14 protein-coding genes, 1 tRNA gene and 1 other RNA gene are annotated in these 14,359 nt (G+C 58.5%); 9 read left to right on the plus strand and 7 right to left on the minus strand.

Annotation, left to right across the window (positions count from 1 at the left end):
• Window positions 1–67 precede the first annotated feature (67 nt).
• A tRNA-Ser gene (locus tag ACXM2N_RS00925) sits at window positions 68–153 on the minus strand.
• A gap of 140 nt (window positions 154–293) precedes the next feature.
• On the opposite strand from ACXM2N_RS00925, the gene ffs reads away from it, so the two are divergent.
• The 7 genes from ffs to ACXM2N_RS00960 all read left to right on the plus strand — a co-directional run bounded on the left by ffs (window position 294) and on the right by ACXM2N_RS00960 (window position 7,270).
• An RNA gene (gene ffs / locus ACXM2N_RS00930) (signal recognition particle sRNA small type) lies at window positions 294–390 on the plus strand.
• A gap of 203 nt (window positions 391–593) precedes the next feature.
• Entirely contained in the window at window positions 594–1,010 is a 417-nt protein-coding gene (locus ACXM2N_RS00935) for a hypothetical protein (protein ID WP_458489145.1), read from the plus strand.
• Window positions 1,011–1,321: 311 nt separating this feature from the next.
• Window positions 1,322–2,593 (plus strand): aminotransferase, encoded by a 1,272-nt coding sequence (locus ACXM2N_RS00940; RefSeq protein WP_458489147.1) that lies wholly within the window; start codon window positions 1,322–1,324, stop codon window positions 2,591–2,593.
• A gap of 2 nt (window positions 2,594–2,595) precedes the next feature.
• The gene (locus ACXM2N_RS00945) at window positions 2,596–3,144 is read left to right on the plus strand and encodes a suppressor of fused domain protein (protein ID WP_458489149.1); all 549 of its coding nucleotides are present in this window, start codon (window positions 2,596–2,598) and stop codon (window positions 3,142–3,144) included.
• A gap of 174 nt (window positions 3,145–3,318) precedes the next feature.
• Window positions 3,319–6,054, plus strand: coding sequence for a DNA polymerase III subunit gamma and tau (locus ACXM2N_RS00950; protein ID WP_458489151.1), 2,736 nt, complete (start codon window positions 3,319–3,321; stop codon window positions 6,052–6,054).
• A 132-nt stretch (window positions 6,055–6,186) separates the two neighbouring features.
• Window positions 6,187–6,498, plus strand: a complete 312-nt coding sequence (locus tag ACXM2N_RS00955; RefSeq protein WP_458489153.1) for a YbaB/EbfC family nucleoid-associated protein — start codon at window positions 6,187–6,189, stop codon at window positions 6,496–6,498.
• A gap of 115 nt (window positions 6,499–6,613) precedes the next feature.
• Window positions 6,614–7,270 (plus strand): recombination mediator RecR, encoded by a 657-nt coding sequence (locus tag ACXM2N_RS00960; protein WP_458489155.1) that lies wholly within the window; start codon window positions 6,614–6,616, stop codon window positions 7,268–7,270.
• Between the two features lie 110 nt (window positions 7,271–7,380).
• Here ACXM2N_RS00960 and ACXM2N_RS00965 read toward each other — a convergent pair whose 3' ends face one another.
• Genes ACXM2N_RS00965 through arsB form a run of 5 tightly spaced genes read right to left on the minus strand, consistent with a single transcriptional unit; the run spans window position 7,381 to window position 12,270 of the window.
• Entirely contained in the window at window positions 7,381–8,139 is a 759-nt protein-coding gene (locus tag ACXM2N_RS00965) for a type 1 glutamine amidotransferase (RefSeq protein ID WP_458489157.1), read from the minus strand.
• 2 nt (window positions 8,140–8,141) lie between these two features.
• Window positions 8,142–9,434 (minus strand): MurT ligase domain-containing protein, encoded by a 1,293-nt coding sequence (locus tag ACXM2N_RS00970; protein WP_458489159.1) that lies wholly within the window; start codon window positions 9,432–9,434, stop codon window positions 8,142–8,144.
• Between the two features lie 27 nt (window positions 9,435–9,461).
• Window positions 9,462–10,772: a DNA polymerase III subunit epsilon gene (locus tag ACXM2N_RS00975; protein ID WP_458489161.1), complete on the minus strand. Its 1,311-nt coding sequence runs from the start codon at window positions 10,770–10,772 to the stop codon at window positions 9,462–9,464.
• Between the two features lie 18 nt (window positions 10,773–10,790).
• Window positions 10,791–11,207 carry an arsenate-mycothiol transferase ArsC gene (locus ACXM2N_RS00980; protein ID WP_458489163.1) on the minus strand — a complete coding sequence of 139 codons (417 nt, stop codon included), beginning with the start codon at window positions 11,205–11,207 and terminating at the stop codon, window positions 10,791–10,793.
• Window positions 11,200–12,270, minus strand: a complete 1,071-nt coding sequence (gene arsB / locus ACXM2N_RS00985; protein ID WP_458489165.1) for an ACR3 family arsenite efflux transporter — start codon at window positions 12,268–12,270, stop codon at window positions 11,200–11,202. The genes ACXM2N_RS00980 and arsB overlap by 8 nt, the downstream gene beginning before the upstream one ends.
• Window positions 12,271–12,346: 76 nt before the next feature.
• Between arsB and ACXM2N_RS00990 the strand changes: the two genes are divergently transcribed.
• Both ACXM2N_RS00990 and ACXM2N_RS00995 read left to right on the plus strand, forming a co-directional pair.
• Complete coding sequence (locus tag ACXM2N_RS00990) at window positions 12,347–12,679, plus strand: ArsR/SmtB family transcription factor (RefSeq protein WP_458489167.1); 333 nt, start codon at window positions 12,347–12,349, stop codon at window positions 12,677–12,679.
• A gap of 2 nt (window positions 12,680–12,681) precedes the next feature.
• On the plus strand, window positions 12,682–13,653 hold the full coding sequence (locus tag ACXM2N_RS00995; protein WP_458489169.1) for an FAD-dependent oxidoreductase: 972 nt from the start codon (window positions 12,682–12,684) through the stop codon (window positions 13,651–13,653).
• On the opposite strand, the gene ACXM2N_RS01000 is transcribed toward ACXM2N_RS00995, so the two are convergent.
• Window positions 13,650–14,273, minus strand: a complete 624-nt coding sequence (locus tag ACXM2N_RS01000) for a DedA family protein (RefSeq protein WP_458489171.1) — start codon at window positions 14,271–14,273, stop codon at window positions 13,650–13,652. The two genes, ACXM2N_RS00995 and ACXM2N_RS01000, sit on opposite strands and share 4 nt — an antisense overlap.
• Window positions 14,274–14,359: the final 86 nt, after the last annotated feature.

Below are 14,359 nucleotides of genomic sequence, written 5' to 3' on the forward strand. Positions count from 1 at the left end.
GATCCCAGGAGGCTTGCTGTGGAAAGCTAAGACCCCCTAGCTCAAAAAGAACTAGGGGGTCAGATTGCGGAGGATGTGGGATTTGAACCCACGAGGGTCGTGAAACCCGCACGCGTTCCAGGCGTGTGACATAGGCCGCTAGTCGAATCCTCCAGCGTCAGCAGGTTGCCCTGCGTACTCGGAAAACAATACACAGTATGTTCTTAAAAGTGCAAATCGCTAGCGTGAACTGCGCTTGTGCTCGTTGGTGATGTGTAGCTTTGGGTTTTTGGGGTTAATGGGCTACTGTTTACAGCAGGACTTCGCATGGCGTTTATCCCATGAACTCCCCCAGGGCAGGAATGCAGCAAGGGTCAGTGGGCTCTGGCGGGTGTGCGGAGTCCCTTTATTTTTGCCTTGGGGTTGGTGGGGTGTGACATGGCTGTCCCGATATGCGGCATATCCCTCGGTTTCATCGTGGCTCACAGTGAGCTAGCTTTCTTAGTTAGGTGACACGTCACCTATCGTTTATGATTGGGGACTAATTAATTGGCTACATTGGTAACCAATAGTTGTTCGCAAGCTTTTTAACCACATGAAAAGGTAGGCCCGTGATGTCTGTTCTTTCTTCTGCAGCGCTTCGTCTTATCCCAGCAGCGCTGATTTTCAATTCGGCTATCGGCAAACTGGGTATGAATGCTGAGGCTTCCGCTGGCCTGCAGCAGTTCGCTGCAACCGGTATCAAGGCTATGGAGAAGCTGCCTTCAGATAAATTCGCCAAGATTATTGGTTCTTCCGAGATCGCCGTGGGTAGTGCGCTGGTTGCTCCGTTCGTGCCTAACCGCTTGGCTGGTGCAGCGCTTACTGCTTTCGGTGGCGGCCTGCTGACTCTCTACTTCAACAATGAGGCCAATACTCTGGAGGACGGTATCCGACCTTCTGATGCTGGCCTGCCACTGGCTAAGGACTCTTGGCTGGTTGCTATTGGCCTGGGTCTGCTTCTGTCTGACACCGGCAAGGAGTCCGAGTAGGGCTTCTTCAGCTAAACAGTAAGCGTGAAAGGACAAACCTAGCCGCAGGGACTGCGGAACGGATCCCTGTGTTTAGGTGGTGCCAATCCACAACGCCGCGAGGGCCTTCGTCTGATTCTTTATCGGATGACGGCCCTTTATGCGTGCCCGCGTGCTGTACCGATTACGGCGAACGTGGCCGCCTCTAGGCACAAACTGTTTTCTGGCTCCTCCCAACATGGTGCAGTTCAGTGCTAAGCAGCCGGTAGTGCACTAGAGTCAAATTGAAACGAATTACATTTCCCGAACGCTGAACCGGAGGCAACGGATCTATGGCTTTGCTTGATTTTGATGCAGATAAGCTCGCACAATTCACTGAGGAAATTAAGGCTAAGTACGAGGAGCTGTGCTCTCGTAACCTCAAGCTAGATCTCACCCGCGGTAAGCCGTCCTCTGAGCAGCTGGATTTTGCAAATGAGATCCTTTCCCTGCCAGGTGATGATTTCAAGGCGAAGGACGGTACTGACTGCCGCAACTACGGTGGTCTGACCGGAATCGTAGATATCCGTGAAATCTGGGCTGAGGCGCTTGGACTCCCAGTTGACAACATTATCGCCGGCGATGCTTCCAGCCTGAACATCATGTTTGACATGATCTCTTGGTCTTACGCCTTCGGCAACAATGATTCTGCTCGCCCATGGAAGGACGAGGAGCAGGTCAAGTGGATCTGTCCAGTACCTGGTTACGATCGACACTTCACCATCACTGAGCACTTCGGTTTTGAGATGATCACGGTTCCAATGAACGAGGACGGCCCTGACATGGACGCCGTTCGAGAGTTGGTCAAGGATCCTCAGGTCAAGGGCATGTGGACCGTGCCTGTGTTTGGTAACCCAACCGGCATTACGTTCTCTGAAGACGTTTGTCGCGCCCTCGCGGCGATGGAGACCGCGGCACCGGACTTCCGCATTGTCTGGGACAACGCCTACGCTGTGCACACCCTGACTGATGAGTTCCCAGTAGTTCACAACGTGATCCAGTTCGCCGAGGAGGCGGGCAACCCGAACCGCTTCTGGTTTATGTCCTCCACCTCTAAGATCACGCACGCTGGATCTGGTGTTTCCTTCCTTGCAACCTCCAAGGAAAACCTGGATTGGTACGCACAGCACGCAAATGTTCGGGGCATTGGTCCGAACAAGATCAATCAGCTGGCTCACGCCAAGTACTTCGGTGACGCGGAAGGCGTCAAGGAGGTTATGCGCAAGCACGCAGGCTCCTTGGCTCCTAAGTTTGCCAAGGTGCTCGACATCCTGGAGACCCGCTTGGGTGAGTACGAGGTGGCGTCTTGGACCAAGCCGCAGGGTGGTTACTTCATTTCCCTCGATGTTGTGGACGGCACGGCGTCCCGCGTGGTTGAGTTGGCCAAGAACGCTGGTATTGCCCTGACCGGCGCTGGCTCATCCTTCCCTCTGAAGAAGGACCCTAACAACCGCAACATTCGCCTAGCCCCATCACTGCCACCAGTTGAAGAACTGGAAATCGCCATGGACGGCGTTGCTACCTGTGTTCTTCTTGCTGCTGCTGAGAAGGCTGCCGGAAAGTAACCGTGGATCTTCACACCACCAAAGCGTGGCTTGATGGGTTGTTCCCATCAAGCCTTACGGCGCACACGCCCAGTGTGGACGATGGTTTCATGATGGGCGCCACCAACCTTGGGGCCGAGGTCTTGGCCACCACCCTCAATTTTGCTGACGTTGATACGGGCTTGGAATCCGACGGCGTGGATGTACGCAGCGAGATCTTCACCGTGGCCCGTACCACCACAAACACTGCGATGCACGCGGTGCATGGTACCGCTGCGATCTTGAGGGCGTCGGAAGGCGCGCTTCCGGCGCAGCCGGGGACCTTGGTCCCCGCGATCGGGGAGGCCGCAGGTTTCCCCAGTGACGTCACCGTCAAGCACGGTCTGTTGGTGAGCCCTTACGTGTGGGGCGGGGATGTCCCTCGGTTCACGGAGGATGGTCGTTTGACCGTTCTGCTGCAGCTGGTGATGATCACCGATGACGAGTTCAACTACGCCGTCACGTACGGGGTGGACGAGCTTCAGCAGCAAGTCATTGAGCAAGGAATCAATATTCACGATTGGGGCCGGTAAACACGCGGGCTGCGAGATCACTTCGAGCTGCTCCCCATTAGTTGGACACAGAAAACAAACTCCAACGAGTGGGGAGCATTTCCATGTGCGCACTGAGCCGCTTAACTGGCTGGTCACGGCAGTTCTTCGGGTATTTTCTCGCTCATGGTGCAGCCGGTGGGTAGTCTAGATTCCGTGGCTTTGTATCGTAAATACCGCCCAGGTTCTTTCGGTGAACTGTTGGGCCAAGAACAGGTAACCGTTCCGCTCTCGAATGCGCTGGACAGCGGCAGAATTAACCACGCCTACCTATTCTCTGGTCCACGTGGCTGCGGTAAAACCTCGTCCGCGCGCATCATGGCTCGCAGTTTGAATTGTGAGCAGGGCCCAACATCCACACCGTGTGGACAGTGCGCGTCCTGCATCGCGCTCGCACCGAATGGGCCAGGCAACTTGGACGTCACGGAACTTGACGCCGCGAGCCACAACGGCGTTGAAGATATGCGTGAGCTTCGTGACCGCGCCGCCTACGCGCCAGCGGATTCCCGCTACCGCATCTTCATTATCGACGAGGCCCACATGATCACCCCGCAAGGCGCCAACGCCTTGCTGAAGGTGGTGGAGGAGCCACCCGCGCACCTCATCTTTATCTTCGCCACGACGGAGCCGGAGAAGGTCATTCCTACCATCCGCTCCCGCGTTCACCACTACCCATTCCGTCTCCTCACGCCACAGTCCATGCGCACTCTGGTGGAGCGCACCGTGGCAAGCGAGGGGGCAACGGTAGATGATGCCGTGTACCCATTGGTGATCCGCTCCGGCGGTGGCTCACCACGCGATACGCTGTCTGTCCTTGACCAGCTGCTAGCCGGCGCCGGCCCTGAGGGGCTTACGTATGAGACCGCTCGCATGCTGTTGGGCGCAACCGATGACGTGCTTCTGGACTCAGCGATAGATGCGCTGGGTACGGACAACGCGGCCAGCCTGTTCCAAACCGTAGATGACATCATTGAATCCGGTTTGGATCCTCGCCGTTTCGCCCAGGATCTCCTTGATCGTCTGCGCGATTTGATGGTTTTGCAGGCAGTGCCTGATGCTTTTGACTCTGGGCTGGTGGATGCGCCTACGGATCGTGCAGATATTCTGCGTGGTCAGGCAAACATGTTCCGGCCATCTGATCTGCCACGTTTGACAGCTTTGATTAACGACGGCCTCTCCGGCCTCAAGGGGGCCACGTCACCACGACTGTTGCTGGAGATCCTGTGCGCCAAGATGCTGCTGCCTTCCTCGGCCGCAGTTGGGGCAGCGCCAGCGCAGCCAGCACCAGCTGCCCGCCCAGCGGTATCTGGAACGGCGCAAGCGTCGGCGGCCGCCACCGCCGGGGCTCATGCTGATTCCACCATCCCGCCAAAATACGAGCGCAAGTCCGTTCGCCTTGCGCGCGAAAAGGCTGAGCGTGAAGCCCGCGAGGCACGTGAAGCACAAAAGGCAAAGCAAGAAGCGGAGAAGAAGCAGGAGAGCACACCACCGGCTGAGAACACCTCGGCACCGCAGGCTCCGCAAACGCACGCTGAACCAGCCCCCGCTCGAGCATCTCAGCACGATCAGCCTGCCCCAGCTGACCACGAGCCTGTTGAGGCACCATCCGCTGAGCCAGTAGGCGCTACCAAGGAGACGGACTCCGAGTTCACGGAGCGCGTTCGCAGTAACTGGTCCAAGATTCGATCCATGGTGTCCAAGAACAGCATGGTCGCGGGCATCATGCTGGCGGAAGCCAAGATCTTGGGATTCCGCGATGAGACCCTGGTGCTTGGCCATAACACCGGAGCGCTAGCTGAGCGGCTGAATTCCGGCGACAACAACGCTGCCATTGTGAAGGTAATCAAGGCGGAACTCAACCGTGACGTCACCGTCCAATGCATCATCGGTACGGACATAGCGGCCGCGGGGTTTGAACCGCCGAGGAAGACTCCGCAGTGGAACCCCAATAAGCCTAAGGAAGAGGCGGAGGGAAAAGACTCCTCCGCCGAGGAGCACGAGAGAAGTAAACCACAAGATACCTCACGTGTAGAGCCCGCTCCGCCACGCACCCAACCTGGGGAAGCGGAACAGGAGAAAAAGGAGTCACCATACAAGCCGCCAGCCGGGAATCAAGAATCCCAGCAGGAGGTCCAAGAAAACGCTACGCACGACTCATTCGCTCAACCGCGTACTCAGCAGCAACCAGCAGGTCAGTCTGATGACATCTGGGGTGAACCTGCGCCGGTGGGCCAAGATCTTCCAAAGGCCAAACCACTGCGTACTGAGCCACCACAGCAGCCCACTGCTGGCAACGATACAGACGACGTCTGGGGCGCTCCCGCTGCGATTGGCCAGGATAGGAAGGTAGAGACGTCACCTGCGCCCACCCCCGTGGCGCAAGCAGCTCCGCAGCCGGAACCTGAGGCACCGGAGCAGCCTGCGCGCCGTTCCAGTTGGCGGGAGAAGGCCGCGCGTGGCGAGGAAAAACTACGCGAACAGGAAAAGCATCAGTTCTCGGATGGCTCACCGCTTCCTCCTGAGCCGGACAACTGGGATGATGCACCCCCACCAGAGCCTGATTACGGTGATCTTCCTGAGGAAAGCTTTGCACCATCCGCGCCCGCGCAACCTGAGCAACCACCAGCGCACGAGGAGCCAGCGCAGCCCAATAGGTATGCCAAGCAACCTCATAAGCTGAGCCGGTTCGAGCGTGCGCGAGCGGCAGCGCAGGCGCAAGAGCACAGTGCGCCTAACGTGCCGGAGGAAGAAGCGCCTGTTTATGATCAGCGTGCTGAGGAAGACGAGATGATCGAGGCAGCTGCAATGGAACCGGGAAACAGGGACCGTCGTGATGCGATGACGGTGGCCATGGACATGCTGGCTGAGGAGCTAGGTGCCAAGAAGGTTTAGGCGAAGTTTCGCTGCTAGCAAACAATCGCGCTAGCAGCTTCCCGCTTTGACTGATACCGGTACACTTAGGGCATGAACTCACCAGCACGTGGTGCTGGTCAATAAAAAGTATTTAGAAAGGCATTAGTACACATGACTCAGCCAGATATGAACCAGATCCTTCAGCAGGCACAGGCTATGCAGGCAAAGCTGCAGGAAGCACAGCGTGAGATCATGGAGTCTTCCGTTACCGGTGAGGCTGGCAACGGCCTGGTAACCGTAGTGATGGAGGGCACCGGCAAGGTTACCGGCGTTACCATTGACCCTAAGGTTGTTGACGCTGACGATGTTGAGACCCTGCAGGACTTGATCGTCGGTGCTTTTGGCGAAGCTCACGAGAAGCTAGCTGATTTGGCTCAGGAGAAGATGGGTCCACTGTCTCAGGGCATGGGCGGCCTGTTCTAAAACAGCCAATTCTGACAGCGGTTCCCACGTGCGTTTCGGATGCATGGGGAACCGTTATTTCATGGCAAAGGTTTCTGTGCAATGTACAAACTAAGAAAGACGAGCGTACGGCGAAGTGTTTGAAGGCCCACTGCAAGATCTTATTGACGAGCTATCCCGCCTTCCGGGTGTGGGGCCTAAGTCAGCGCAACGCATTGCCTTCCATCTCCTGACGGTCGAACCAGCAGACATCAACCGTTTACAAGATGCGCTCGGTGCAGTGCGTGACGGCGTCACTTTCTGTCGCATTTGCTGCAACATTTCCCGTGAGACCGTCTGCCGCATCTGCGCCGACTCTGGGCGCGACCGCGGGCTCATCTGCGTGGTAGAGGAGCCTAAGGATATCCAAGTCATTGAGCGTACTGGTGAGTTCAATGGCCGATACCACGTGCTCGGTGGCTCCCTTGACCCGCTAGCGAATGTGGGCCCACGGGAGCTGAATATTTCACAGCTCTTGCAGCGTATTGGTGGTGTCCTTCAGGACCGTGAACTGGCGGACTCCACCCCGGAGAACCCCATCTACGACGATGCTCCTGAGATCCACGAGGTCATCCTTGCCACCGACCCGAACACTGAGGGCGAAGCAACCGCCAGCTACCTGGCTCGCCTGCTCAAGGATTTCCCTAACCTCACTGTTTCCCGCCTTGCTTCAGGCATGCCCCTTGGCGGCGATCTGGAGTTTGTTGATGAGCTCACTCTATCCCGCGCGCTGAGCGGACGACTCACTCTGTGATGAAGGCTAGGCAGTCTGTCATTTTGCTTGCTCTGCCCACGCTGACCGTCCTTGAGAAAAGAAAAACGTGCCTAGCTGATACGGATATCGGCTAGGCACATTTTTGCTTTTTACTTCTTGGCCAGTCGCTCTTGGCGGAGCTGGTCAACCACTGGCAGGTCCAGCGGCTCAAGCTCGGCCAGTGGCTTGCCCACTGCCTTGGCGATCAGGAGATCTGCTAGCTGCGGGTTACGTGCAAGTGCTGGGCCGTGCATGTACGTGCAGATGAGGGAGCCCTGAACGGCGCCTTCGTAGATGTGCTGCTCCTCCGGTGCGCCGGTCTCCAGTAGTGCGTTGGAATCCGTATTGCCCATGCCGTGGGTTACGGTACCCAGCGGCTGGGCGTCAGGGCCCAGAATGGTGGCGCCCATGTGGTTCTCAAAGCCGGTGAGAGGTTCGGTGAGCTCGGCGGTAATGCCGGACTTGGATGGAAGGGTCTGCACCTCGCCGATGGCGCGGACTTCTAGGGACACCGTGGTTGCATCCAGCAAGCCAACGCCGTCCACCACGCCGCCACCAGCGCGGAATGATTCACCCATGACCTGAAGTCCCGCGCAGATGGCAAGGATAGGGGTGTTCTTCGCTGCAGCGCGTTGCAGGCCGCCGTCCTTGATGAGGTGCTGTGCCGCGAGAATTTGGGCGGTGTCCTCGCCGCCGCCCAGGCAGTAGAGGTCCAGGCTGTCTGGGACTGGCTGGCCCAGATTTACTGTGACGATCTCCGCATCAATGCCGCGCATGCGGGCACGTTGGCGCAGGACGAGGGCGTTGCCGTCATCGCCGTAGGTGCCCAAAACATCAGGCAGGACAAGACCAATGGAAAGAGTGCTCATGATTATGCCTCGTCTTTCTGCTTGGCTACTTCACGGTTAAGGGCCTTCTTCAGATCACGGAACGCGGTGTAGTTGGCCAGCACCTCAACGCGGCCAGGAGGGCACGCCTTGATGGCTGCTACTGGGTCTTTGATCAGCTCGTGATCAACCTCGGCGTACGTCAGGCGGACAGCCAAGTCGGTGCCTCGTTCACCTGCCGCTTTAACGCTGAGCTCGTTGAGATCCTCAAACTTCACGTCCCAAAGCCACGACAGGTCCGTGCCGTCAGCTACTTGGCCGTTCACGGCGATCACTAGGCCGTCCGCGCTGCGATCCACCATGGACAGTGCCTCCTGCCAGCCGGCAGGATTCTTAGCAAGCAGGAGGTGAATCTCGTGCTCGCCAAGGGTGACGGTGGAGTAGCGGCCCGCCACATCATCCACGGTTTCCGTGGCGTGCAGTGCCTGCTCAAATGGAACATCGAAGCACTCTACGGCACCGGCGATTGCTTGCGCTGCGTTACCACGGTTGGCCTTGCCGGGCAGCTTCAGGTTGAGTGGGAGCGTCTCCCCAGTGGCGACGCGAATCACCCCGTCATCGGTGATGCGCCACTGTGGTTCCGGGCGCTCGAAAACGCGACCGTCTGCCATAGGCTGGGAGTCGCGCCAGTGGTTGCCCTCATGGATGATGGCGCCCTGGGTGCGTGGGGATGAGACGGCATCGTTCATCCAACCAGCGCCCGCTGAAACCCACACCACGTTCTGTGCGTCATAAGCAACAGAGGTCACCAGAACGTCATCGACGTTGGCGATGACGGTCATCTCTGGGTTGGAGTTCACGGCCTCACGCAGCGTGCGCTCAATCTTGTTGATCTCACCCACGCGGTCTAGCTGATCGCGGGAGAGGTTCAGAAGCACGAGGCAGTGAGCGCCAATGCGCTTGATCACATTGGGAACGTGCATCTCATCTACTTCAAGCACCACGTGGCTCGCGTCCCTGTTCGCCATCAGCGCGGAGATGATACCGGCGTCCATGTTATCGCCACCCTCATTGGTAGCAACGGTGTGCTGGGTGCGCACAGCCGAGGCGAACATGCGGGTAGTGGTGGACTTACCGTTGGTGCCGGTAATGATTGCAACTGGGCGGCCACCGCCCAAGTTGGCCATGATGTGTGGATCAATCTTCTCAGCGATCAAGCCGCCGATCATGCCACCGGAGCCGCGACCAGTTGCCTTGGAGGCTTGGGTCGCGAGCTTGGCTGCGGACACGGCCAAGGTACTGCGAATCTCACGCACGTTAAGGTGTGGGAACTTCATGGGAAACGATTCTAGTCGTGCCCGCGCTTAGTTTGTTCGTGCCACAGGCTGGCCTGCAGAAACCTTTTCCACCGCGCGCATGAACTGCTCATCCGTGAGCAGCGGGATATTTTTACGGGTGGCGTGCATGGCTTTGCCCACGTGATCCTTCTCCTTATTGCACACCACCAGAGAGGACTTGCGGGTGATCTTCTCCGAGTACGCCAAGTTCTTTTTGGTGATCGCCTCGATCAAGATGTCCGGGTCCATGGCAATCTCAGGGGAAATCACAATTTCCATGCCCTCAACAAGACCAAGCTCTTCGGTGTACACACCAGGGTTTTCCAGCGTGCGCGGCGCGTTGGTGGCGTCCACGCGCAGTTCGCTGCGCTGCAAACCAAAGCGGTCTGGGCGTAGATCCTGGGGATCGTACTGCGCGATGAATGCTTTCTTTACTTCCTGGTTGCTGAAGTTTTCCTTCTGCTTGAAGTACAGCTGCGCCACTAGCGTGGTTTCCTCACGCGTGACCACCTCTTCCGGAGCCTTAGTGCGCGCAACGGTGGCCTGCGCCGGTACGGCGTCAATGCCGTACAACCGGGCGACAGTGCGGATTCGGGTATCCGTAAACGTGCCACCCTGGCGGCGCGCGGTGGCGAGGGTGTCCACAATGCGCTCCGGTTTAGGAATGTGTCCCACGCGCTGGCGGCGTCGGCCGCGCTGGCGCGAGCGCGAGCGGTTGGCGCGAGCAGCCTGGCTCATGGCCTGGCGGGCCTCCGAAACGATGAACCCCCACGTGTACGGTGCCTGGTGGACCAGCAGGGTGCGGCCGTCGATAAGCTTGCCCAGAGTCTTGAGGATCTGGCCGTATCGTTTGCCCTGCTCCTTGACGTCCTCGTGGGTCAGACCGTGCAGGTGCACGGGGCCGGGATCCGTACCGGGATCCAGCACCCAGTGGAACTGATCAACCTGGTTCCCCTCCGGATCGAGCGTGATGGCATCCAGCACGATAATGCGAGCTGTGGACGGGTGAATGCCGGATGTCTTCACCGTTAGGGCCACGTACGGAGCCTGCTCAATCTCCTTCTGGCGCTGTTCCGCGCGCAGGGCACGCTCCTCATCAGTGGGGCGCGGCCTGCTCTTGGGATCTTGCTTCTTCTCGGCTTCGGTGGTGGCGTCAATGTTTTTGAGCTTTACCTCTGGCGCGCTCGTTTGCCTCTGGGCACGCCGGCGACGCCCGCGGCCCCTGCTAGAGCCGCCGCTGTTCTCACCGCTTTTGTGCTGCTTAGGGGACTGATCGGTGATGGTGGTAGTGCCGTCAGTCTTGCGCTGCGCGCGCCTGCGCTTACGGTGATGAGTCATAGCTACTCATCTTAACTGCTATTGAGCAGTGAGGTCCTCAAGCAATGCGCGGGTGCGCTGGTCAATATCATCGCGTACGAGGCGCATGCGCTCCATGCCCTCAATGCCATCGTGAGAAGGCTCCACCGTCAGCCAGCGCTCCAGCTGACCACGGGCGTGCGCGGGCATCTCCACCTGGGCATCGCCGCCGAGCACGATTACCTTATCTGCTCGTGCAAGGATCTCAGGGTCAATGGCCTTAGGGTGGTCCACATATGCATCGGCGCCGATTTCTCTCAGCGCCTCCACGGATTCAGCGTTGAGCTTACCGGCGGGCTTGGTTCCGGCGGAGTGTACGGTGACGGTAGCTGGGGCGAGCTTGCGGGCGATAGCGGCAGCCATCTGGGACTTGCCGCCGTTGCCCACGCAGAGAAAAAGAACTTCCGGCTTAGGCATTGATGCTCCTTGGGGTAGTGGGGTCATGAGGGAAAAGCTTAGGGGCAATCCACTTGGCTACGTATACCAAGCCAACCAGAACGGGGATTTCCACCATGGGGCCGACGGTGCCAGCGAGAGCCTGTGCGGAGGCCGCGCCAAAGGTGCCAATACTGACCGCAATGGCCAGCTCAAAATTATTTCCCGCTGCGGTGAAGGCAACCGCGGTGGACTGGGCGTAGTTCATTCTGACTGCCTTGGATGTGAGTAGGCCCAAAAAGAACATGGCTACAAAGTAGATCAGCAGCGGCAGTGCCACCGTGGCCACTGTGAGCGGCTGCGAGATTATGTGATCGCCTTGCAGCGCAAACAGGAAAACGATAGTCACCAGCAGGCCAGTGATGGCGAGCGGGGAGATGCGCGGAAGGAACACATTCTCGTACCACTCCTTGCCCCGTGTGCGTTCGCCGATGACGCGCGACAGGGCGCCAGCAAGCAGCGGTATGCCCAGGAACACGAGCACGGAGGTGGCGATGGCAAGGAAGGAGAAGTCTGCGCTTGCCTGATCAAGGCCCAGCCACGACGGCAGCACCTGCAGATAGAACCACCCGAGCACGCTGAACATGAGGACTTGGAAGATGGAATTCAGCGCAACCAGGACGGCGGTTGCCTCCCTATCCGCGCAGGAGAGATCCGTCCATACCAACACCATGGCGATGCAGCGCGCGAGGCCAACAATGATGAGGCCGGTGCGCAATTCCGGTTGATCCGCGAGGAAAACCCAGGCCAAAGTGAACATGAGCGCTGGTCCTACTATCCAATTTAGGGTGAGGGACACCCCCATCAGCCGTGCGTCTGCGGCGATCTTGGTGGCCTTGTCATAGCGCACTTTGGCAAGAGGCGGGTACATCATGACAAACAGGCCCAGCGCGATGGGTAGGGAAATGCTGCCAATCTCCAGCGCTACCAAGGCGTCTTTTACTGCTGGCACGAACCTGCCTAATGCGAGGCCCGCGGCCATAGCCAGAAAGATCCATACGGGAATGAAGCGGTCTAGGAATGACATCCGTGCTTCCGTGTGCATACTCAACTCCAAGTATTGATGATGATCAATACAAAACTACCACCGTATTGATGCTTGTCAATATATAGTGGGAGGCATGAACAACTCGCCCGCCACCTCACCCTGCTGCTCACTTGGCTCCGGCGCCTTGATGCCCGAGGAAGCGCACCACTACGCGGATCTGTTCAAGGTGCTGGCTGATCCAACGAGGCTGATGCTGCTGTCCCAGATCGCCGCGTGCGGCTGTGAGACATTCAGCGTCAACGAACTGACAGAGCTGACCGGGCTCAGCCAGCCCACCGTCTCTCATCACCTGAAGAAACTGACTGAAGCAGGCCTGGTGACCAAACGCCGCGAAGGACGCACCGTCACCCACGCCGTTGTTCCTGGGCCATTTGCCCAGTTGCGCACCGTTTTGCAAATGGACTGATCATGATCGACACAATCATCATTGGCGCCGGCCAAGCTGGACTGGCAACGGCCTACTACCTGAAGAAAAAGGGCATTGACCCCCTCATCGTGGATGACCAAGAAGGCCCAGGAGCGGCGTGGCGGCACGTGTGGGACTCCATGACGCTGTTCACCGTCAACGAGTTTTCTAACCTGCCCGGCATGCCCATGCCTCACTATGAGGGTTTCCCATCGGCAGATCACGTAATTGCGTACTTTAAAAAGTACGAACAGCGCTACGGGTTCACCATCAAGCGGCCAGTGCGAGTCCACGAGGTGACGCATACATCTGGCGGGTTCACCCTGGACACTGACGCTGGCGACTACCGCGCCCGCACCGTAGTAGCCGCCACCGGAACGTGGTCGAGCCCATTCATCCCTCATTATCCGGGTAGCTTTTCCGGAAAGCACTGGCACTCAGCCAACTATCCCGGCGTTAACCCCTTCCGCAACAGCACCGTCGCAGTGGTGGGAGGCGCTAACTCGGGTGCACAGATTGCTGCGGAGCTGACTGGCGTGGCTGACGTTACGTGGTACACGCGCGAACAGCCGCGGTGGATGCCGGATGACGTGGACGGTCGCGAGCTATTTAAGCGCAGCTCAGCCCGAGCCCTCGCCATACTTCGAGGCGAGGAGGACCCAGGGGCGGACTCTGACCTTGGAGACATTGTGATGCTCCCCGCGGTGAAGCAGGCCCGTGACTCAGGCGCACTGACGGCAACGCCCATGTTCACGTCCTTGGACGAGGTGGATGCAGACCACCTGATCTGGTGCACTGGGTTCCGCCCCGCGTTATCTCCGGTACGTGGCTTGCTGGATGACCGCGAACCCACCGTGCCTGGGCTGTTTTTAGTGGGCTACGGCGATTGGTTGGGGCCAGGGTCCGCCACCATCTCCGGCGTGAGCCCATTTGCCCGCACCGTGGCGAACGAGATTGCTGCGCTTCTAGCCTAAGAATTAGCGTTCCTTCGCCGAACACTGCGGCGGATCAGCATGGCCACGCCAAAGGCTAGCAACGCTGCGATAATGACGTAGATGACGGTGGAATACTGGTCAATCACGTCCGCCACCAGGTGGTACTGGGCGCCCAACCAGTAGCCTAACGCGATGAGCGTGACGTTCCATATCAGGGATCCGAGCGTGGTCCACATCAGGAACACGGACTTGGGCATTGCTGAGAGCCCAGCAGGAATGGAGATCAATGACCTCACGCCGGGCACAAAGCGACCGAAGAAGATGGACTTCTTTCCATGGCGAGAGAAGAAAGCAATGGCCTTGTCCACATCCTCCGGCTCCACCAACCACATCCAGTCAGCGATTTCCTTCAGGCGCTTCTCGCCAAAAGCATGGCCAACCCAGTACAACGCTAGCGCGCCCAGAACAGAGCCCGCCGTGGACCAGATGACCGCGGAGATGAAGCTGAAGCCACCACGGGCAACCGTAAAGCCAGCAAGCGGCAGGATGACCTCTGAGGGGATGGGCGGAAACAGGTTCTCCAAGAACACGGCGATACCCGCGCCGGGAGCGCCCAAAATGGTCATGAGGTTGACTACCCAGTCAATGAGTCCGCTCAACAGCCGACTCCTTTCTTTAATGATCACCTCAAAGCTACGTGACAACCTCTAGCAAGCGCTACTTCCAGTTTTTTCTGGTGATGAGG

This window comes from Corynebacterium sp. ZY180755 (assembly GCF_054331495.1).